This window comes from Azotobacter vinelandii CA, assembly GCF_000380335.1.
In the GTDB taxonomy this organism is placed as follows: Bacteria; Pseudomonadota; Gammaproteobacteria; order Pseudomonadales; family Pseudomonadaceae; genus Azotobacter; species Azotobacter vinelandii.
In genome coordinates, this window is the sequence record NC_021149.1 from 4,796,875 (window position 1) to 4,817,499 (window position 20,625).

Sequence of the window (20,625 nt, forward strand, 5' to 3'; positions counted from 1 at the left end):
ACTCCCAGGAGAGCCAAGATGAAAACCCTCACCGTCCTCTTCGCCAGTGCCCTGCTCGCCGCCGGTGTCGGCCTCGCCCAGGCCCGCGACCTCGGCCCGGACGAAGCCACGAAGCTGCTCAAGGCCGGGACCATCCAGCCGTTCGAGACGCTCAACGCCGCCGCGCAGGCCAAGCACCCCGGCTCGACCATCCACGAAACCGAACTGGAAGAGGAATACGGCCGCTACATCTACCAGGTCGAACTGCGCGACGCCCAGGGCCTGAAATGGGACGTGCATCTGGACGCCAGCAACGGCCAGGTGCTCAAGGATCACCAGGACGACTGAAGGCCGGCGGAAGCCGAACCGTGCCCTCCCGCGGGACGGGCACGGCCTCGCCCGAGGGCTGTGGCGTCCCGTCCCACGGAGGCCGCAGGAAGAAGCCCGGCCGACTCCTTCCGCGCCCCGGCGGGGCGCCGATCCTCCCGGCCGGTCAGCACGCAGGCTCCGTCGCTTCCTTCGTTTCCACGGCCGGATCGAAACCGCCGTCCTCGAACAGATGCCAGTCCTCGCCGAGCAGTTCGGCCGGGTGCATCGTCCGGTCGGCGCCGTTCCCGCATGCCAGGGACGTCGCCGGACAATAGCGGTCGCAGCCCCAGCAGATTCGCTCGGGATGCTTGGGGTTCAAGGGAAATTTCTTCGCCATTATCTATCGCTGCCTGATGCCGTGTGGGTCGGATTCACGAATCGCTTCGCAGTGCAATCTAACGTTTTTCCCCGGGGATTTCGCGACGAACCGGCGACCGGCGAGCGGACGACGCAAGACACCCGAGGATGAAAACCCCCGTCACCTGGGGTATACCTGCGCCTTCTCGCCCGATTCGAGGAGCCCGCCCATGCAGGTCGAAGATGCCATCCGTTCGCGCAAGTCGATACGCCGCTTCCGTCCCGATCCCGTTCCGCGCGCCCAGATCGAGCGCATCCTGGAACTGGCGGCGCAAGCGCCGAGCGGCGCCAATACCCAGCCATGGAAAGTCCGCGCGGTAAGCGGCGCGGTCCGCGACGCATTGTGCCGGGCGGTGAGCGCGGCGGCCGAACGGGAGCCGCAGCGGCACCATGCCGAGTACGGCTACTATCCCGATCCCTGGTTCGAGCCCTATCTCGAGCGCCGGCGGACCATGGGCTTCAGCCTCTACGACACACTCGGCATCGCCCGCGGCGACCGGGCGGCACGGGAACGGCAGGCGCTGCGCAACTTCCAGTTCTTCGACGCGCCGGTCGGCCTGCTGATCTCCATGGACCGGCGGATGAACACCGGCAGCTTTCTCGACATGGGCATGTTCATCCAGAACCTGATGCTGGCGGCCCGCGGCGAAGGACTGCACAGTTGTCCCCAGGGGGTCTTCGCCGACTATCACCAGGTGGTGCGCGAGCAGGGATTGCTCGGCGAAGAAGAGATCCTGCTCTGTGCCGTGGCCCTCGGCCGCGAGGCCCCCGAAGCGCCGGAAAACGGCCTGGTCACCGAGCGGGTGCCGGTGGCGGAATTCGCCACCTTCCACGGTTTCGATTGAGGCCGGCGGCCGAACGCCGCCGGCCCCATCGACCTCACTCGCGGTAGTCGTCAGGCGGCACGCAGGCACAGAACAGGTTGCGGTCGCCGTAGACGTTGTCCACCCGGTTCACCGCCGGCCAGTACTTGTGGGCGCGGCTATGGGCGGTCGGCGCCACCGCCTCCTCACGGCTGTAGGGACGCTGCCAGTCGCCGAGCAGATCGGCCAGGGTGTGCGGGGCGTGCTTGAGCGGGTTGTCCTCGGCCGGCCAGTCGCCGGCCTGGACCTTGGCGATCTCCGCGCGGATGCTCAACATGGCCTCGACGAAGCGCTCCAGCTCGTGCAGGGACTCGCTCTCGGTGGGTTCGATCATCAGCGTGCCGGGCACAGGGAAGGACATGGTCGGCGCGTGGAAGCCGTAGTCCATCAGGCGCTTGGCGACATCCTCCTCGGTGATCCCGGTTTCCGCCTTGAGCGGACGCAAGTCGAGAATGCACTCGTGGGCGACCCGCCCGTTGCGGCCGCTGTAGAGCACCGGGAAGGCACCGCCCAGGCAGTGCGCCAGGTAGTTGGCGTTGAGAATGGCGACCTCGGTGGCGTCCTTCAGTTGCGGCCCCATCATGGCGATGTACATCCAACTGATCGGCAGGATGCCGGCGCTGCCCCAGGGCGCCGCGCTGACCGCGCCATTGTCCGGGTTCGGGCCGTCCAGCGGCACCACCGGGTGGTTGGCGACAAAGGGCACCAGATGCGCCTTGACGCCGATCGGCCCCATGCCGGGGCCGCCACCACCGTGCGGGATGCAGAAGGTCTTGTGCAGGTTCAGGTGCGAGACGTCGGCGCCGATGTCCGCCGGCCGCGCCAGGCCGACCTGGGCGTTGAGGTTGGCGCCGTCCATGTAGACCTGGCCGCCGTGGCCGTGGATCACCTCGCAGATCTCCCGCACGCCCTCCTCGTAGACGCCGTGGGTCGAGGGGTAGGTGAGCATCAGGCAGGCCAGCGTATCGCCCGCCGCCTCGGCCTTGCGCCTGAGGTCGGCGAGGTCGATGTTGCCGGACCTGTCGCAGTCGACGATGCGCACCTGCATGCCGGCCATCTGCGCCGAGGCCGGATTGGTGCCATGCGCCGAGGACGGGATCAGGCAGACGTTGCGCTGCGCCTCGCCGCGGCTCCGGTGGTAGTCGCGGATCGCCAGAAGGCCCGCGTATTCGCCCTGGGCGCCGGAGTTGGGCTGCATGCAGATGGCATCGAAGCCGGTGATGGCGCACAGCCAGGTTTCCAGCTCCTCGATCATCAGCCGGTAGCCCTCGGCCTGCTCGCGCGGGGCGAAGGGATGCAGGTCGGCGAACTCCGGCCAGGTGACGGGCAGCATCTCGCTGGTGGCGTTGAGCTTCATGGTGCAGGAGCCGAGCGGGATCATCGCCTGGTCGAGCGCCAGGTCCTTGCGCTCCAGTTGCTTCAGGTAGCGCAGCATCTCGGTTTCGCTGTGATGGCTGTTGAACACCGGGTGCCGCAGGTAGGCCGAGGTACGCTGCAGGGCGGCGGGAATGCCCGAGGCGGCGGCGTCGTCCAGCGTGGCGAGGTCGAGGCCGTGGTCGGCGCCGAGGAAGATCGCCAGCAGGCGCTCCACGGTCTCGGCCGTGCAGGTCTCGTCCAGGCTGACGCCGAGCCGGCCGCGGCCGAGAATGCGCAGATTGATCCGCGCCTCCTTCGCGCTCTCGATGATCGCCGTCTGGGCGCCGCCGACCTCCAGGGTCAGGGTGTCGAAGAAGTGTCGGTTGAGGCGTTCGATCCCGCGCTGCGCCAGACCCTCGGCGAGGATCGCGGTCAGCCGGTGGACGCGCCGGGCGATGCGCTCGAGCCCCTCGGGACCGTGGTAGACGGCGTAGAAGCCGGCCATGTTGGCCAGCAGCACCTGGGAGGTGCAGATGTTCGAATTGGCCTTCTCGCGGCGGATGTGCTGCTCGCGGGTCTGCAGGGCCATGCGCAGGGCGGTGTTGCCGCGGGCGTCCCTGGACACGCCGATGATCCGTCCGGGCATGGCGCGCTTGAATTCGTCGCGGGTGGCGAAGTAGGCCGCGTGCGGGCCGCCGTAGCCCATCGGCACGCCGAAGCGCTGCGCCGAACCGAGCACCACGTCGGCGCCCAGTTCGCCGGGCGGGGTCAGCACCAGCAGGGCGAGCAGGTCGGCGGCGACGCAGGCGAGCGCCTGCTGCGCGTGCAGTTGCTCGATCAGCGGCTCGAGATCGCGGATCTCGCCGTGGCTGTCCGGATACTGCAGCAGCGCGCCGAACACCGCGTGCTCGCTGAGGTTCTCCACGGCATCCACCACCACCTCGAAGCCGAAACCGGCGGCGCGGGTACGCACCACCGAGAGGGTCTGCGGATGGCAGTTCTCGTCGACGAAGAAGCGGTTGCTCCTGCTCCTGGCCACGCGACGGGCCATGGCCATGGCCTCGGCGGCGGCGGTGGCCTCGTCGAGCAGCGAGGCGCTGGCCAGATCGAGGCCGGTGAGGTCGATGGTCAGTTGCTGGAAGTTCAGCAGCGCCTCCAGCCGGCCCTGGGCGATCTCCGGCTGGTAGGGGGTGTAGGCGGTATACCAGCCGGGGTTCTCCAGCACGTTGCGCAGGATCACCGGCGGGGTGACGGTGCCGTGGTAGCCCATGCCGATCAGGCTGGTCCACGGCTCGTTGCGTTCGGCATAGCCCCTGAGCCTGGCCAGGGCCGCCCGCTCGTCCAGCGCCGCCGGCAGCTCCAGGGCGCGGTTCAGGCGGATCGCCGGCGGCACCGTCTGCTCGATCAACTGGTCGCGGCTGGCCAGGCCGAGGCTGGCGAGCATAGCGCGCTGCTCGGCCGCGTCGGGACCGAGGTGGCGCCGCAGGAAGGCGTCGGGCTGCTGGAGTTGGACGAGACTGGGAGTCTGGGACATGGCGGCTCTCGGCTGAAAAGACGAAGCCCCGACGGGCGAGGCTTCAGGAGAAATGGATCGGCTGGCGGCGCCCACGGACAACGCAGACGCGCGGCGATCAGGCTCCGGCGGCGCAGGCGGCTTCGTAGCCGGCCGCGTCGAGCAACTTGCCCAGGTCGCCGGCGTCGTTCGGCTTGAGCTTGAAGAACCAGCTGCCATAGGGATCGCTGTTGACCAGCTCGGGGCTGTCGGTCAGCGCTTCGTTGATCGCGATCACCTCGCCGGCGACCGGCGCGTAGATATCGGAGGCGGCCTTCACCGATTCCACCACCCCGGCCTCCTGTTCGGCGGCCAGCGCCTTGCCGACTTCCGGCAGTTCGACGAACACCACGTCGCCCAGGGCTTCCTGGGCGTGGTCGGAAATGCCCACGGTGACGGTGCCGTCCGCTTCCAGTCGGGCCCATTCGTGGCTGGCCGTGTAACGCAGATCGGCGGGGATATTGCTCATGTCGTGTCCTCGGGTTGGGGGCGAAAGGGCTCGCCCGGAAAAATCTAGATCAAGGCCTTGCCGTGGCGGACGAAGTTCGGCCGGACGACGCGGACGGGCAGCCAGCGGCCGCGGATCTCCACCTCGGCGCGCTCGCCGGTGGCGGCCGGTACCCGGGCCAGGGCGATGGACTTGCCCAGCGTCGGCGAGAAGCTGCCGCTGGTGATCTCGCCTTCGCCGAGACCGTCCACCCGCACCACCTGGCGGGCGCGCAGCACGCCGCGCTCCTCCAGCAGCAACCCCACCAGTTTAGGCTGACCGCCGGCGCGGCGCTGCGCTTCCAGCGCCGCGCGGCCGATGAAGTCGCGCCCGGCGGGGTCCCAGGCGATGGTCCAGCCGAGGTTCGCCGCCAGCGGCGAGACGCTCTCGTCCATCTCCCGGCCGTGGAGGTTCAGGCCCGCCTCCAGGCGCAGGGTGTCGCGGGCGCCGAGGCCGCCGGGAGCGATGCCGGCGCCGACCAGGTCGTTGAAGAAGTCCGGCGCCTGCGCCGCCGGCAGCAGGATTTCCAGGCCGTCCTCGCCGGTATAGCCGGTGCGGGCGATGAACCAGTCGCCTTCGGTCAGGCCCTCGAACGGGCGCAGTTCGTGGATCAGCGCGGCGCGCGAAGCGGCGAGCAACTCGCCGGTGCGCGCCCGCGCCTTCGGCCCCTGGATGGCGAGCATGGCCAGATCCCGACGCTCGCGCAGTTCGACGACGAAGCCGGCGGCCTGCCCGCGTATCCAGTCCAGGTCGCGCTCGCGGGTAGCCGCGTTGAGCACCAGGCGGTAACCGAAATCGGCGAGATAGACGATGAGGTCGTCGATCACCCCGCCGCGCTCGTTGAGCATGACGCTGTAGAGGGCCTTGCCGGGGCTTTTCAGGTGCGCCACGTCGTTGGCCAGCAGGCGCCGCAGCCAGATCCCGGCATCCGCGCCCAGGACATCCACCACCGTCATGTGGGAGACGTCGAAGACGCCGCAGTCGCGTCGCACCTGGTGATGTTCCTCGACCTGCGAACCATAGTGCAGGGGCATGTCCCAGCCGCCGAAATCGACGATCCTGGCGCCCAGTGCGAGATGCTGGTCGTAGAGCGGCGTGCGCAGTCCCATGGGGTTCTCCTTCCGTACCCGACGCATCGCGGTGCGCCGGCCCTCAAAGCAGGCCACGGATGGCGCGCATTGTAGCCGCAAGGCCGGGCCCGGTCACGGCGCCGGACCGACCGGCGGCCTCAGCCCGGCTGGCGTGCCGAGCGGCGGATCAGGCCGATCACCGGCAGCAGTCCGACCAGCACCAGGGTCAGCGCCGGCAGCGCGGCGCGGGCCCATTCGCCTTCGCTGGTCATCTCGAAGATGCGCACCGCCAGGGTGTCCCAGCCGAACGGGCGCATCAGCAGGGTCGCCGGCATTTCCTTGAGCACGTCGACGAACACCAGCAGCACGGCGCTCAGGGTGCCGGGCAGCAGCAGGGGCAGGTAGATCCGCCGGAACAGCTGCGAACCGCCGACGCCCAGACTGCGCGCGGCCTCCGGCAGCGACGGGCGGACCCGCGCCAGGCTGCTTTCCAGAGGGCCGAAGGCCACCGCCAGGAAGCGCACCAGATAGGCCAGCAACAGGGCCGTCAGGCTGCCCAGCAGCAGCGGCTTGCCGGCGCCGCCGAGCCAGGAGGACAAGGGGATCACCAGTTCGCGGTCGAGATAGCTGAAGGCGAGCATGATGGACACCGCCAGCACCGAGCCCGGCAGGGCGTAGCCCAGATTGGCCAGGCCGACCGCCGTGCCCATGGTCCGCCCCGGCACCAGGCGCCGGGCGAAGGCCAGCAGCATGGCGCAGGCGACGGTGAGCAGCGCGGCGCAACCGCCCAGCCAGAGGGTATGCAGGATCAGCGCGGCGTAGCGCTCGTCGAGGTCGAAGCGGCCACGTTGCCAGAACCAGGCCAGCAGTTGCAGGACCGGTATGACGAAGGCGCAAAGGAACACCAGAATGCACCAGGCGCTGGCCGCCGTGGCCTTGAAGCCGTGCAGCCGGTACAGCGCCCGCCCGCGCGGTCGCTCGCTGCTCGGCCGCGGCATGCCGCGGGCGCGGCGCTCGCCGTAGACCACCAGCATCACCGCCAGGAGCAGCAGGCTGGCGAGCTGGGTGGCGCTGGACAGGCTGTAGAAGCCGTACCAGGTCTTGTAGATGGCGGTGGTGAAGGTGTCGTAGTTGAACACCGAGACGGCGCCGAAGTCGGCCAGGGTTTCCATCATCGCCAGGGCCAGGCCGGCACCGATGGCCGGCCGCGCCATCGGCAGGGCCACGCGCCAGAAGGCCTGCCAGGGCGACAGGCCCAGGGCCCGCGCGGCTTCCATCAGGCCCTTGCCCTGGGCCAGGAAGGCGCTGCGCGCGAGCAGGTAGACGTAGGGATAGAAGACCAGCACCAGGACCAGGATCACCCCGCCGGTGGAACGCACCCGCGGCAGCCGCAGACCGCTGCCGAACCACTCGCGCAGAAGGCTCTGCAACGGACCGGAGAAATCCAGCAGGCCGACGAAGACAAAGGCCAGCACATAGGCGGGAATCGCGAAGGGCAGCATCAGCGCCCAGTCCAGCCAGCGCCGGCCGGGGAATTCGCAGAGACTGGTCAGCCAGGCCAGACTCACCCCCAGCAGGGTGACGCCGGTGCCGACGCCCAGCAACAGGGTCAGGGTGTTGCCGAGCAGGCGCGGCATCTGGGTATCCCACAGATGCCGCCAGATTTCGCCATCGACGCTGTGCCAGGAAAGTACCAGCACGCTGAGAGGCAGCAGCACCAGGGCAGCGATGGAGAAGACGATGGGATACCAGCGACGCTGGGCGGAATGGGACACGACAGCTCCCCGATACGGAAAACGAATCGGGCCGCAGGCGGAACGCTCCGCCTGCGGCCCGAGGCTCACGCTCCTGGCGTACGCCTCAGTTCCAGCCGGCACGGTCCATCAGGCGGATCGCCTCGGCCTGGCGCTTGCCGGCGATCTCGACCGGCACGCTGTCGGCCTTGAAGCTGCCCCAGGCGGCGACTTCCTTGGACGGAGCCACCTGCGGATTGGCCGGGTATTCCTGGTTGAGGTCGGCCAGCAGGCGCTGGGCCTTCTCGGCGGTCATCCACTCCACCAGCTTCTGCGCGGCCTGCGGGTGCGGGGCGTACTTGGTCACGCCGGCGCCGGAGAGGTTGACGTGCACGCCGCGATCGCCCTGGTTCGGCCAGAAGGGCTTCACCTTCAGGCCCGGGTTCTCCTTGTGCAGGCGGCCGTAGTAATAGGTGTTGGCGATGCCCACGTCGCACTGGCCGGCGTCGATCGCCAGCAGCAGGGCGTTGTCGTCGGCGAACACGTCGGTGGCCAGGTTGTTCACCCAGCCCCTGACGATCTGCTCGGCCTTCTCCGCGCCATGGGCCTCGATCAGGGTGGCGGTCAGCGACTGGTTGTAGACCTTCTTGCTGGTGCGCAGGCACAGGCGGCCTTCCCAGTTCTCGTCGGCCAGGGCTTCGTAGGTGGAAAGCTCTTCGGGCCTGACCCGTTCGGTGGAATAGAAGATGGTCCGTGCGCGCAGCGACAGGCCGCTCCAGGCGCCGGTGGCGGAGCGGTACTGGGGCGGGATGTTGGCCTTGACGACGGGCGAGTCGATCGGCCGCAGGACGCCTTCCTGCTCGGCCTGCCAGAGGTTGCCGGCATCCACGGTGATCAACAGGTCGGCCGGTGTGTTCTTGCCTTCGGCCTTGAGGCGGGCGATCAGCGGGGCTTCCTTGTCGGTGATGAATTTCACCTTGACTCCGGTTTCGGCGGTATAGGCATCGAAGACCGGCTTGATCAACTCGTCGATGCGCGACGAATAGACCACGATCTCGTCGTCGGCGGCCAGGGCGGCGCCGGAGAGCGCGCCCAGGACCAGGACGGCGAGAATGTGCTTGCTTGCCTGCATGGAACCCCCCTCGTGTGCATTAAGTGCAGCGAATAATAGTGACTAGCATTTAGCTTCACAACTTGGCAAATGTCGCGCGGTATGTCGCCGGCAGAGGGGGTTCGGGGGTCAGGCGCGCGCCAGCGCTGGAAGGTCGCCGCTCAAGCCGAGGGCCTGGCGGACGAACAGCGCCTTGCCCTCGGGCAGATTGTCCATCCACTTCAGGCCGCTGTTGCGCAGCCAGCGCAGCGGCAACGGATCGGCCTGGAACAGCCGCTCGAAGCCTTCCATCGCCGCCATCATCGCCAGGTTGTGGGGCATACGCCGGCGCTCGAAACGGCTCAGCACGCGCAGATCGGCCAGTCGCTCGCCACGCGAACGGGCCTGCAGCAGCGCTTCGGCCAGGGTCGCGGCATCGAGGAAACCGAGGTTGACCCCCTGCCCCGCCAGCGGATGGATGACATGGGCGGCATCGCCGATCAGCGCCAGGCCGGGCTCGACGTAGCGCCGGGCATGCCGCTGGCGCAGCGGGATGCAGTGTCGCGGATCGACCTCCAGCACTTCGCCGAGACGCCACTCGAAGGCAGCGCCCAGGGCCCTGGCGAAGGCCGCATCGTCTAGGGCCATCAGCCGCCCGGCCTGCTGCGGAGTGACCGACCAGACGATCGAGCACCAGTGCCGGTCGGCGTCCCGCTCCAGCGGCAGGAAGGCCAGCGGCCCGTCGTCGGTGAAGCGCTGCCAGGCGGTGCGGCGGTGCGGTTCGGCGCAACGCACGCTGGTGACGATGGCGTGGTGCAGGTAATCCCATTCGCGGGTGGCGCAGCCGGCCAGGCGACGGATCGTCGAGTTGGCGCCGTCGGCGGCGACCAGGAGCGGCGAGCGCAACTGGCGGCCGTCGCCCAGGCGGACCAGCCAACCGTCGCCGGAGCGGCGCAGTCCGTCCAGGCGGATGCCGGGCAGCAGGCCGACCCCACTGCCGGCCAGGCACTCGAGCAGGGCATCCTGCACCACCCGGTTCTCGACGATGTGACCGAGTACCTCGGCATGCACGCTGGCCGCCGAGAAGTGGATCCGCCCGGTGCCGGAGCCGTCCCACACCTGCATCTCGCCGTAGGGAGCGGCGCGCCGGGCGCGGATGCCGTCCCAGGCGCCGAGGCGCTCGAGGATGCGCTGGCTGGCGGCGGACAGTGCGCTGACCCGCGGCTCGAAGGGCGCCGCGGGATTCCAGGGAGCCACCTCGAGCGGCCCGCGGTCCAGCAGCAGGATATCCAGACCGCTGTCCTGCAGGGCCAGCGCCAGGGCGCTGCCGACCATTCCGGCGCCGACGATGATCAGATCCGCGTGCATGCTTTCCTCAATTCGCAAGGGGCGTCCGGCCACGCCCGCCGTTTTCGATGATCGTGCGCCGGCCTCAGGCCTGCGCACGGGTGCCGAGTCCCATGGCCTGGCGGGCGAACCAGTGCTTCGCCGGCGGTAGCAGGTCGAGACCGAGCAGGCCGAGGCTGCGCCCGTCGGCGAGCAGCGGCATGGCCGTGGCGAACAGCCGGGTGACCCGGTCGGAGAAGCCCACGGTCAGTTGCTGGTCGAGACGCTGGCGGGCCTGGTAGCGCAGCAGGGTGGCGAAGTCGCCGGGCTCGGCCGGACTCGCCAGCAGTTCCTCGGCCAAGCACAGGGTGTCGCGCAGGGACAGGTTGTAGCCCTGACCGGCGATGGGGTGCAGGCTGTGGGCGGCATTACCGAGCAGGGCCAGATGCGGCCGCACCTGCTCCTCGGCCTCGACCAGCGCCAGGGCGTAGAGATGACGGGCCCCCAGGTGGCGGAAGGCGCCGAGGCGGTAGCCGAACTGCTGCTGCAGCTCGCCGAGGAACTGCCGCTCGTCCAGCGCCAGCAGGCGCCCGGCATCGCCGGTCTGGCGGGTCCAGACCAGCGCGCAACGGTTCTCCGCCAGCGGCAGCAGGGCCAGCGGGCCGTCCTGGGTGAAACGCTCGAAGGCCTGGCCACGGTGCGGCTCGCTGGGCGTGACGTTGGCGATCAGGGCCGCCTGCCCGTAGGGCCGATAGCGCACGTGGATGCCGAGCCGCTCGCGCAGTTCGGAGCGACCGCCGTCGGCGAGCACCGCCAGGGCGCAGTCGAGATGGCTGTCGTCGTCCAGGTGCAGCCGGTAGCCATCGTCGAGCGGGGTCATGCGCTGCACTTCGGCCGGGCAGCGCCAGGCGACCACCGAGGAATCCAGCGCCTGCCACAGGCACTCGCCGAGCCAGGCGTTCTCCACCACGTAGCCGAGGGCCGGCACGCCCTCTTCCGAGGCGCGCAGGCGCGCGGCGCCGAAACGCCCACGCTCGGAGACGTGGATCTGCAGGATCGGCTCGGCGCGGCGGGCGATCGCCGGCCACAGGCCGAGGCGCTCGTAGATCCGCTGTGTACCGAAGGACAGCGCCGAGCAACGCGCGTCGTAACTCGGCTGATAAGGCTCGCCGGGGGCATGCGGCTCGATCAGCACGATCCGCCAGCCACGCGCCCTGGCGCCCTCCTGCAGGGCCAGGGCCAGGCTCGCCCCGACCAGGCCGCCGCCGACGATCGCCAGTTCCACCCGGGCCATGCTCAGGCCGCCCGGCCGCGTGTCGCGGCCATCAGTGCCTCGATCTCGGCGACGCTCTTGGGCACGCCGTCGGTGAGGATCTCGTAGCCGGACTCGGTGACTGCCACATCGTCCTCGATGCGCACGCCGATGCCGCGCCATTTCCGCTCGACCTTGTCGTTGTCGGCGGCGATATAGATGCCCGGCTCGACGGTCATCGTCATGCCCGGTTCGAGCAGGCGCCACTGACCGTCGATCCTGTAGTCGCCGACGTCGTGCACGTCCATGCCCAGCCAGTGACCGGCACGGTGCATGTAGAAGGGCTTGTAGGCCTCGGCGGCGATCAGTTCGTCGACCTCGCCGCGCAGCAGCCCCAGCTCCACCAGTCCGGCGGTGATCACCCGCACCGTGGCCTCGTGGGCCTCGTTCCAGCGGCGGCCGGGGGCGATGTGCCCGAACGCCTCCAGATTGGCGGCCAGCACCAGTTCGTAGATGGCCTTCTGCTCGGGCGAGAAGCGGCCATTGACCGGAAAGGTGCGGGTGATGTCGCTGGCATAGCAGTCGAGCTCGCAGCCGGCGTCGATCAGCACCAGATCGCCGTCGCGCAGCGGCCGGTCGTTTTCCCGGTAGTGCAGGATGCAGGCATTGCGGCCGCCGGCGACGATCGAGCCATAGGCCGGCATCCGCGCCCCGCCCTTGCGGAACTCGTATTCCAGCTCGGCCTCCAGGTGGTATTCGTGGAGCCCCGGGCGGCAGGCCTGCATGGCGCGCACGTGGGCGCGGGCGGAGACGACCGCGGCCTCGCGCATCACCGCCAGCTCGGCGGCGTTCTTGTACAGGCGCATCTCGTGCAGCAGGTGGTCGAGGGCGACGAACTCGCTCGGCGGCTGCGCTCCCTGGCGGGCCTTGGAGCGGATGGTCTTGATCCACTCCATCAACTGATGATCGAAGGTCTCGTTGCTGCCGATGGCGTAGTAGACGCGGCTGCGTCCCTCGATCAGGCCGGGCAGGATGTCATCGATGTCGGCGATGGGGAAGGCGTCATCCGCGCCGAAGTCGCGCACCGCGCCCTCCTGGCCGGCGCGCAGGCCGTCCCAGAGTTCGCGCTCGGGATCGCGCTCGCGGCAAAAGAGCACGTATTCGCCATGCTCGCGACCGGGAATCAGGGCGATCACCGCCTCCGGCTCGGGGAAGCCGGAGAGGTACTGGAAATCGCTATCCTGCCGGTATACGTGCTCGACGTCGCGATTGCGTATATACACCGGTGCCGCCGGCAGGATGGCGATGCTGTTGGGCTCCATCTGCGCCATCAGCGCCTTGCGCCGGCGGGCGTATTCCGACTTCGGGATGCAGGTCATGTGCGCTCCTCGTTGACTGGACAGGCGTCTGCGCCTCAATGCACGGACGGCTTGGGCGCCGGCGCGACCGGACCGGCGCACTCGGTGAACAACAGGAGCGGCGCGACCCGGAGGTATTCCATGACCTCCATGTAGGCACCCTCTCCCTCCTCGGAATCCTCCAGCGCGCTCTGCACCTGGGAGATGGCGGCAAGGTCCTGCAGCACCTCCATGGCTTCCGCGCTCAGCGGCCGGTCGCCGGCAGCCAGACCGAAGCCGCCGAGAAAGCCCTGGCACCACTGCCCCAGAGCGGCGGCCCGCTCGGCCAGCGGCGCTTCGTCGGAAGGCAGCAGCAGGACCACGGCGACCTCGCCGCCGGTCAGTTCGCCCTTGACCATTTCCTGCAGGCCGATCAGCGCCTGGCGCACGTTGTCCGGGATCTGGCCGCCGAGCAGGTCGGCGGCATCGGCCAGCCAGGCGTCGACCTCGAAACCGGCTCCGGCACAACTGCGGCCGAGCAACTGGCCGTGCAGCTCCGCCGGGGACCGGTCCCTGCCGCTACTGGCCAGCAGAGCGGAAAACGCCGCGTAGGGGGATTTGTCGGTGGACATATCGGACTCGCCTTCTTCGTGCACCCGAGTTGGCGGCGCTCTGCAAAAGCGCCGACGCTCATGAGGCGCCACGGGAAGCAAATGACTAGAATGTGATCGCGTATCCTAGCACCGGCGGGCGCACCAAGACCATCGGAGCGCCGCCGGAGTCTCGAACCCCGTTCATTCGCAGAGAAAAAGAGGCGCCATGGAAGACGACGACCTGAAAGCCCTTGCCCGTCAGTTGGAACTGTTGATCCAGCGTCTCGAGCAGATCAAGGCCCACAACCGGTTTCTCCTGGCGAATGAAAAAGCCTGGCGGGAAGAGCGCGCCCACCTCATCGAAAAGAACGAAATCGCCAGGCACAAGGTCGAATCGATGATTTCACGTTTGAAAGCCCTGGAGCAGGACTCATGAGCCAGTCGCACACCATCACCGTCCACATTCTCGACAAGGATTACTGCATCGCCTGCCCACCGGAAGAACGGGCCAACCTGGAAAGCGCCGCCCGTTACCTGGATGGGAAAATGCGGGAAATCCGCTCGAGCGGAAAGGTCATCGGTGCCGAGCGCATCGCGGTGATGGCCGCCCTCAACATCACCCACGACCTGCTGCACAAGCAGGAGCGCCTGGACCTGCAGGCCAGCTCGACCCGCGAGCAGGTGCGTACCCTGCTCGAGCGTGTCGACCGCGCGCTGACCAACAATCCGGATGAGCTGACGACCTGAGTCCCATCTGATTCGGATATACTGGCGATCACTCCCTGGTGTGTACGCCAGTCGGCCACGTCCCTCTCCCGATACGCAAAACCTCGGAGGCTGTACGTGTGACCCGTGTGCATGTCCGCCTGACGGAAAGCCTTAAGGTCATCGGCAGTCGCCACCTTGAACTTTCGGGTTCAAGGGTCAAGCCGGCAGCGGCACGTCGGGGAGTCCATTTCACATCGCTTGCCGTGCCGCGACGAAATTTCCGGCATGGCTGTCGGCCCCCTCCCGGCACCCGCTGATTCGGCATGATCGAAACCGCCAGCCTTTCCCGCGCCCAGCTGCGCCGCCTGCTTCGCGAGCGACGGCGTGCGCTCGATCCTCATCGCCAGCGCCAGGCCGCTCGCCGGCTCTATCGCCAGTTGGCGCAGCATCCGCTGTTCCGTCGCAGCCGCCACCTGGCGCTGTATCTGCCCAACGACGGCGAGATCGACCCCGGACTGCTGCTCGCGGCCGCCCAGCGCCGCGGCAAGGCGACCTATCTGCCGGTGCTCAACGCCTGGCCGGCGACGCGCATGGTGTTCCAGCGCGTTCACTCCGGCGAACCACTGCTCCCGAACCGCTTCCGCATCCGCGAGCCCCACCCGAACCGGGCCCGGCAACGCAAGGTCTGGACGCTGGATCTGTTGCTGATGCCCCTCGTCGGCTTCGATGCCGAAGGCGGACGACTGGGCATGGGCGGCGGCTTCTACGACCGCAGCCTGGCCTATCGAGCCCGCCACAGATACTGCCGCAAACCCGTGCTGCTGGGCCTGGCCCACGAATGTCAAAAGGTCGATCGACTGGCGCTGGCCAGTTGGGACGTGCCATTGGCGGCCACGGTGACGGATCGGGCCTGGTATGCGGCCGACAACAGGAAAGTGGCGAGGAAGGGGCAGTTGCACCGCAATCCCTGCGGTGCCTGCGAATAGATCAAAAACCGCGGGACAGACTCGGCGCTTGAATGCTCCGCTGTTGTTCCCAGTGGCTTTGCGCGTAGCCTGTGGTGACCACCCCCAATCCGAAGAGAATGACGAGAACCCACAGTAGATCTGGCTTGCGCTTCATCGATTGCCTCCCCCTTCAAGGCACATCACGATGATGAACGGCGATGAACGGGCGGCTGCGACAGCCACCCTCCCCCCATGAAGCGGCGGAATTCTCCGCCAACTCGATCGGCCAATCAAACCCCGGTCATCGATAAGATCGATGCTTTTTTCGGCGTTCCGATGACCGGCATCCGGAGCCAATTCCCATGCCGTACTGGCTGATGAAATCCGAACCCGATGCCTTCTCCGTGGCTACACTACAGCACCGCCAGCGGGCATGTTGGGACGGAGTACGCAATTACCAGGCACGTAATTTTCTGCGGAGCATGCAGCCCGGCGAGCTGTTTTTCTTCTATCACTCCAGTTGTCCACGACCGGGAATCGTCGGGATAGGCCGCATCGTCAGCGGCGCCTATCCCGACCCCAGCGCCCTCGAACCGCAAAGCCCCTACTTCGATGCCAAGGCCGGCGCGGAAAGGAATCCGTGGGTCGCGGTCGATGTGGAGTTCGTCGAAGCCTTCGGCGACGTCATCGAGCTGATGCGCCTGCGTAGCACACCGGACCTGGCGCAGCTACCGCTGCTGAAGAAGGGCAACCGGCTCTCGGTGATGCCGGTAAGCGCTGGCGAATGGGCCGCCGTACTGGCGCTGCGCTGAGCCAGCCGGCCTCAGGGCCTGGGGGCATAGGCGAAGACGTCGGCACGCATCTGCCGGGCATCCATGCCAGCCTCGACCAGCGCATCCAGGGTGGCGTAGACCATGCCCGGCGAACCGCTGGCATAGACCTGCAACGCCCGCAGATCGTCGAAGTCCTGGCGCACAGCCTCGTGCAGCAGACCGCAGCGTCCCTCCCAGCCGCACAGGTCGCTGACCACCCGATGCAGGTGCAGATTGGGCAGGTGCCGCCACTCTTCCTCACAGGGCAACCGATAGAAGTCTTCGGGCCGCCGCGCGCCCCAGTAGAGATGGATCGGCCAAGTGAAGCCGTTCGCCCGGCAATGCTCTACCAGACTCTGCATCTGCGCCATGCCGGTGCCGGCGGCGATCAGCACCAGGGGACCATCCGGCAGCGCGGCCATATGGGCGTCGCCGAATGGCAGGCGCACGCGGGCGAAGCCCTGGCGGCGGATGAAAGCCAGCAGGTCCCGAGCCGAGTTCTCGCGCGCCAGAACGTGGAGTTCCAGCTCTCGTCCCATGTCGGGTGCCGAGGCCAGGGAAAAGGAGGAGAAGCTGCCGTCCTCGCGCTGCAGTTGCAGGTACTGCCCGGCGTGGTAGCGCGGCGGCTTGCCCGCCGGCGCCCGTAGCCGCACCCGGAACACGTCGCCGCCGAGATCCTCGCAATCGACCAGTTGGCAGCTCAGTTCGCGTACCGGCAGCTCGCCCGGCGCCAGCACAGCGTCCCAGTGCAGCACGCAATCCTCCAGCGGCTCGGCCTGGCAGGTCAGCACCTCGCCCTGGGCGAGCACCTCGTCCCCCTGGCGCACCCGCCCTTCGAGCAGGCGCGCCGCGCAGACATGACAGTTGCCGTTGCGACAGCCCTGCGGGCATTCATAACCGAGACGCAGCGCAGCATCGAGAATGGACTCGCCGACATTCACATCGATCTCGGCGCCACAGGGTTGCAGGGTCACTTTCATGATGTTCCGTCACGGCAAGGGTGAATCGGGAAGGCGCCCCTGCCCATGCGGGCCAAGGCAGGCACCTCTCAGTCGAGGCCCAGCAGCGGCCAGAGCTCGTCGACACGCTGCTTCACAGCCGGATCCTGACGGATGGCCCGCCCCCATTCGCGGCTGGTCTCGCCCGGCCACTTGTGGGTGGCATCCAGCCCCATCTTCGAACCCAGGCCGGAGACCGGCGAGGCGAAATCGAGATAATCGATGGGCGTGTTGTCGATCAGCACGGTGTCGCGCTTGGGGTCCATGCGTGTGGTGATGGCCCAGATCACATCGTTCCAGTCACGGGCGTCGATGTCGTCGTCGGTGACGATGACGAACTTGGTATACATGAACTGGCGCAGGAATGACCAGACCCCCAGCATCACCCGCTTGGCGTGGCCCGGATACTGCTTCCTGATGGTCACCACCGCCATGCGGTAGGAGCAGCCCTCCGGCGGCAGGTAGAAATCGACGATCTCGGGGAACTGCTTCTGCAGGATCGGCACGAACACTTCGTTCAGCGCCACGCCGAGCACGGCGGGCTCGTCCGGCGGACGTCCGGTGTAGGTGCTGTGGTAGATGGCATCGCGTCGGCGGGTGATGCGCTCGATGGTGAACACCGGGAAACGGTCGACCTCGTTGTAGTAGCCGGTATGGTCGCCATAGGGCCCCTCATCGGCCATCTCTCCCGGATGGATGTGCCCCTCCAGCACGATCTCGGCGCTGGCCGGCACCTGCAGATCGCTGCCGACCGCCTTGACCAGTTCGGTACGCTGGCCACGCAGCAAGCCGGCGAAGGCGTATTCGGACAGGGTGTCCGGCACCGGCGTGACCGCACCGAGGATGGTCGCCGGGTCGGCCCCGAGCGCCACCGCCACCGGATAGGGCCGGTCAGGGTGTTTCTGGCACCATTCGCGGTAATCCAAGGCGCCGCCACGGTGGCTGAGCCAGCGCATGATCACCTTGTTGCGGCCGAGCACCTGCTGCCGGTAGATGCCGAGGTTCTGCCGCTCCTTGTTCGGTCCGCGGGTGATGGTCAGCCCCCAGGTGATCAGCGGCGCGGCATCGCCTGGCCAGCAATGCTGCACGGGCAGCCTGCCGAGATCGACATCCTCGCCTTCGAGGATCACTTCCTGGCAGGGCGCATCCTTCAGCACCTTGGGCGCCATGCTGAGCACTTTCTTGAAAAGCGGCAGCTTGTCCCAGGCATCCTTGAGCCCCTTGGGCGGCTCCGGCTCCTTGAGGAGGGCCAGCAGCCGGCCGATCTCGCGCAGTTCGGAGACATCCTCGGCCCCCATGCCGAACGCCACGCGCTGCGGTGTGCCGAACAGGTTGCCGAGCACCGGCATGTCGAAACCTATCGGCTTCTCGAACAGCAGAGCGGGCCCGCTGCGACGCAAGGTACGATCGCAGATTTCGGTCATTTCCAGTATGGGCGAGACCGGCGTCTGGATGCGCTTGAGCTCGCCACGCGCCTCCAGGGCGCGCAGGAAGTCGCGAAGATCGGAGTATTTCATGGAAACTGCGAGCCTCTGGCGGCAAGCCCCATGCCGGAGGGTGACGGCACCAACCTGCCCCCTTGCAGTCCGAGGCTCGCGACTTGTCGCGGCGGATTACTTCCGCTTCATCGACTGGAAGAATTCCTCGTTGGTCTTGGTATCCTTCAGACGATCGAGCAGGAATTCGATGGCGGCGATCTCGTCCATGGGATGCAGGATCTTGCGCAGGATCCACATGCGCTGCAGTTCCTCTTCACCGGTCAGGAGTTCTTCGCGGCGGGTACCGGAGCGATTGATGTTGATCGCCGGGAACACACGCTTCTCGGCGACGCGCCGGTCGAGCTGCAGCTCCAGGTTGCCCGTACCCTTGAACTCCTCGTAGATCACTTCGTCCATCTTCGAGCCGGTTTCCACCAGCGCAGTGGCGAGGATGGTGAGGCTGCCGCCCTCCTCGATGTTGCGCGCGGCACCGAAGAAACGCTTGGGCTTTTCCAGTGCATGGGCGTCGACACCGCCGGTGAGTACCTTGCCGGAGCTGGGGATCACGGTGTTGTAGGCGCGCGCCAGGCGGGTGATGGAGTCGAGCAGAATCACCACGTCCTTCTTGTGTTCGACCAGGCGCTTGGCCTTCTCGATGACCATCTCGGCGACCTGCACGTGGCGGGTCGGCGGCTCGTCGAAGGTGGAGGCGACCACTTCGCCGCGCACGGTGCGCTGCATCTCGGTCACCTCTTCCGGACGCTCGTCGATGAGCAGGACGATCAGGTGACACTCGGGATTGTTGCGCGTGATGTTGCTGGCGATGTTCTGCAGCATGATCGTCTTGCCGGCCTTCGGCGGCGCGACGATCAGGCCACGCTGGCCCTTGCCGATCGGCGCGCAGAGGTCGATCACGCGGCCGGTGAGGTCTTCGGTGGAGCCGTTGCCGGCTTCCATGGTGAGACGAGCATTGGGGAACAGCGGGGTGAGGTTTTCGAAGAGGATCTTGTTCTTCGCGTTTTCCGGCCGGTCGAAGTTGATCGAGTCGACCTTGAGCAGCGCGAAGTAGCGCTCGCCCTCCTTCGGCGGGCGGATCTTGCCGACGATGGTGTCGCCGGTGCGCAGGTTGAAGCGGCGGATCTGGCTCGGCGAGACGTAGATGTCGTCCGGCCCGGCCAAATAGGAGGAATCCGCGCTGCGCAGGAATCCGAAACCATCCTGAAGAATCTCCAGCACGCCATCACCGGAGATTTCCTCGCCGCTTTTCGCATGCTTCTTCAGCAGGGAGAAGATCACATCCTGCTTGCGCGAACGGGCCATGTTCTCCAGGCCCATCTGTTCGGCCATTTCCAGCAGTTCGGTAATAGGCTTTTGCTTGAGTTCGGTCAGATTCATAAGACGATAAGAGGGCAGAAAGCGTTGAGCTTGGGAAAGCCGCGCCGCAGGGAAGGCGATCGGATCGCTGTACTTGTTCTAAAAGAGGTGCGTCGGCGACGACTGACGGAGGACAGCGATAAAGATAGATTCGCTGCGAGAGCCGAATCTAACACCCTGAAAAAGGTGCGTCCAGCCTCGCGCGACAAAAACCATGACCCCGAATGCGGCGAGCGGGGCGCTCCCGGCCTTTCTCTCGATACGCAAGACTCGCCGGACCGGGACCAGCCACTCCTGGCTTTCATGCTTCCAGCCGGCCCGGGAGCGAAGGATGCGCTTGACGGGCGAACTCAGATATTGCTGTCGAGAAAGGCGGCCAACTGCGATTTCGACAAGGCGCCCACCTTGGTCGCCTCGACATTGCCGCCCTTGAACAGCATCAGGGTCGGAATGCCACGCACCCCGTACTTCGCCGGAGTACCCTGGTTTTCATCGATGTTGAGCTTGCAGATTTTCAGCCGGCCTTCGTAATCCTTGGCGATTTCGTTGAGCACCGGGGCGATCATCTTGCACGGCCCGCACCATTCGGCCCAATAGTCGACGAGCACCGGCCCCTCGGCCTGAAGCACGTCCTGCTCGAAGCTGGCGTCGCTGACATTGGTGATGAGTTCGCTCATGGAAAATCTCCGTGGTCGGAAGCACAAATTTCCGGACATGATAGCCCGCATTGATCGGCACAGGAAGGCGAGCGCGCCACCCCGGCCCCGGCAGAGCGGCCGGGGGCATCCGGCCGTGCGGGGCCGCCGCCTGCCCGTCGCCCCGCAGCTTCACCAAGGGACATTCGGGCGCATCGTCCTCGAGCGGGGTCGGGCCTTATAATGAACCGTTTACCATACAGGCCCTTGGACCCTTCATCCGTAAACTGGTACAACCGCTCTTCCCGT

At 67.4% G+C, this 20,625-nt stretch carries 20 protein-coding genes and 1 other RNA gene; 7 read left to right on the top strand and 14 right to left on the bottom strand.

Annotated features, from left to right (window positions below; all coding sequences use genetic code 11):
• Positions 1-18: 18 nt before the first annotated feature.
• Positions 19-327, top strand: coding sequence for a PepSY domain-containing protein (locus AVCA_RS21565; RefSeq protein WP_012703190.1), 309 nt, complete (start codon positions 19-21; stop codon positions 325-327).
• Positions 328-472: 145 nt separating this feature from the next.
• On the opposite strand, the gene AVCA_RS21570 is transcribed toward AVCA_RS21565, so the two are convergent.
• Positions 473-685 carry a DUF3079 domain-containing protein gene (locus AVCA_RS21570; RefSeq protein WP_012703191.1) on the bottom strand — a complete coding sequence of 71 codons (213 nt, stop codon included), beginning with the start codon at positions 683-685 and terminating at the stop codon, positions 473-475.
• 190 nt (positions 686-875) lie between these two features.
• Here AVCA_RS21570 and AVCA_RS21575 point away from each other — a divergent pair, with 190 nt between their 5' ends.
• Complete coding sequence (locus AVCA_RS21575) at positions 876-1,550, top strand: nitroreductase (protein WP_012703192.1); 675 nt, start codon at positions 876-878, stop codon at positions 1,548-1,550.
• A gap of 34 nt (positions 1,551-1,584) precedes the next feature.
• Here AVCA_RS21575 and gcvP read toward each other — a convergent pair whose 3' ends face one another.
• From gcvP to AVCA_RS21620, 9 genes are all read right to left on the bottom strand, one after another.
• Positions 1,585-4,458: an aminomethyl-transferring glycine dehydrogenase gene (gcvP, locus tag AVCA_RS21580; RefSeq protein ID WP_012703193.1), complete on the bottom strand. Its 2,874-nt coding sequence runs from the start codon at positions 4,456-4,458 to the stop codon at positions 1,585-1,587.
• Positions 4,459-4,555: 97 nt separating this feature from the next.
• Positions 4,556-4,945 (bottom strand): glycine cleavage system protein GcvH, encoded by a 390-nt coding sequence (gcvH, locus tag AVCA_RS21585; RefSeq protein WP_012703194.1) that lies wholly within the window; start codon positions 4,943-4,945, stop codon positions 4,556-4,558.
• A 44-nt stretch (positions 4,946-4,989) separates the two neighbouring features.
• On the bottom strand, positions 4,990-6,072 hold the full coding sequence (gene gcvT, locus AVCA_RS21590; RefSeq protein WP_012703195.1) for a glycine cleavage system aminomethyltransferase GcvT: 1,083 nt from the start codon (positions 6,070-6,072) through the stop codon (positions 4,990-4,992).
• 119 nt (positions 6,073-6,191) lie between these two features.
• A complete protein-coding gene (locus AVCA_RS21595; RefSeq protein WP_012703196.1) occupies positions 6,192-7,808 on the bottom strand; it encodes an ABC transporter permease in 1,617 nt (538 codons plus the stop codon).
• 85 nt (positions 7,809-7,893) lie between these two features.
• Positions 7,894-8,898, bottom strand: a complete 1,005-nt coding sequence (locus tag AVCA_RS21600) for an extracellular solute-binding protein (protein ID WP_012703197.1) — start codon at positions 8,896-8,898, stop codon at positions 7,894-7,896.
• A gap of 108 nt (positions 8,899-9,006) precedes the next feature.
• On the bottom strand, positions 9,007-10,224 hold the full coding sequence (locus AVCA_RS21605; RefSeq protein ID WP_012703198.1) for a 2-octaprenyl-3-methyl-6-methoxy-1,4-benzoquinol hydroxylase: 1,218 nt from the start codon (positions 10,222-10,224) through the stop codon (positions 9,007-9,009).
• A gap of 64 nt (positions 10,225-10,288) precedes the next feature.
• A complete protein-coding gene (gene ubiH / locus AVCA_RS21610; RefSeq protein WP_012703199.1) occupies positions 10,289-11,476 on the bottom strand; it encodes a 2-octaprenyl-6-methoxyphenyl hydroxylase in 1,188 nt (395 codons plus the stop codon).
• Positions 11,477-11,478: 2 nt separating this feature from the next.
• Positions 11,479-12,813, bottom strand: coding sequence for a Xaa-Pro aminopeptidase (pepP, locus tag AVCA_RS21615; RefSeq protein ID WP_012703200.1), 1,335 nt, complete (start codon positions 12,811-12,813; stop codon positions 11,479-11,481).
• A 35-nt stretch (positions 12,814-12,848) separates the two neighbouring features.
• Positions 12,849-13,403, bottom strand: coding sequence for a YecA/YgfB family protein (locus tag AVCA_RS21620; RefSeq protein WP_012703201.1), 555 nt, complete (start codon positions 13,401-13,403; stop codon positions 12,849-12,851).
• Between the two features lie 187 nt (positions 13,404-13,590).
• Here AVCA_RS21620 and AVCA_RS21625 point away from each other — a divergent pair, with 187 nt between their 5' ends.
• The 5 genes from AVCA_RS21625 to AVCA_RS21640 all read left to right on the top strand — a co-directional run bounded on the left by AVCA_RS21625 (position 13,591) and on the right by AVCA_RS21640 (position 15,831).
• Complete coding sequence (locus AVCA_RS21625; RefSeq protein ID WP_012703202.1) at positions 13,591-13,800, top strand: TIGR02449 family protein; 210 nt, start codon at positions 13,591-13,593, stop codon at positions 13,798-13,800.
• A complete protein-coding gene (locus tag AVCA_RS21630; protein ID WP_012703203.1) occupies positions 13,797-14,111 on the top strand; it encodes a cell division protein ZapA in 315 nt (104 codons plus the stop codon). The genes AVCA_RS21625 and AVCA_RS21630 overlap by 4 nt, the downstream gene beginning before the upstream one ends.
• 29 nt (positions 14,112-14,140) lie before the next feature.
• Positions 14,141-14,318, top strand: a non-coding RNA gene (gene ssrS / locus AVCA_RS25605) — 6S RNA.
• A gap of 77 nt (positions 14,319-14,395) precedes the next feature.
• Positions 14,396-15,058 carry a 5-formyltetrahydrofolate cyclo-ligase gene (locus AVCA_RS21635; RefSeq protein ID WP_012703204.1) on the top strand — a complete coding sequence of 221 codons (663 nt, stop codon included), beginning with the start codon at positions 14,396-14,398 and terminating at the stop codon, positions 15,056-15,058.
• A 323-nt stretch (positions 15,059-15,381) separates the two neighbouring features.
• On the top strand, positions 15,382-15,831 hold the full coding sequence (locus AVCA_RS21640; RefSeq protein ID WP_050764406.1) for an EVE domain-containing protein: 450 nt from the start codon (positions 15,382-15,384) through the stop codon (positions 15,829-15,831).
• A gap of 11 nt (positions 15,832-15,842) precedes the next feature.
• Here the strand turns inward: AVCA_RS21640 and AVCA_RS21645 are convergent, their stop codons facing one another.
• The 4 genes from AVCA_RS21645 to trxA form a co-directional block, all read right to left on the bottom strand.
• A complete protein-coding gene (locus tag AVCA_RS21645) occupies positions 15,843-16,811 on the bottom strand; it encodes a CDP-6-deoxy-delta-3,4-glucoseen reductase (RefSeq protein ID WP_012703206.1) in 969 nt (322 codons plus the stop codon).
• A 68-nt stretch (positions 16,812-16,879) separates the two neighbouring features.
• Positions 16,880-18,346 (bottom strand): 4-hydroxy-3-polyprenylbenzoate decarboxylase, encoded by a 1,467-nt coding sequence (ubiD, locus tag AVCA_RS21650; RefSeq protein WP_012703207.1) that lies wholly within the window; start codon positions 18,344-18,346, stop codon positions 16,880-16,882.
• Between the two features lie 96 nt (positions 18,347-18,442).
• Positions 18,443-19,702: a transcription termination factor Rho gene (gene rho / locus AVCA_RS21655; RefSeq protein WP_012703208.1), complete on the bottom strand. Its 1,260-nt coding sequence runs from the start codon at positions 19,700-19,702 to the stop codon at positions 18,443-18,445.
• 329 nt (positions 19,703-20,031) lie between these two features.
• Complete coding sequence (gene trxA, locus AVCA_RS21660) at positions 20,032-20,358, bottom strand: thioredoxin TrxA (RefSeq protein ID WP_012703209.1); 327 nt, start codon at positions 20,356-20,358, stop codon at positions 20,032-20,034.
• Between the last annotated feature and the right edge of the window lie 267 nt (positions 20,359-20,625).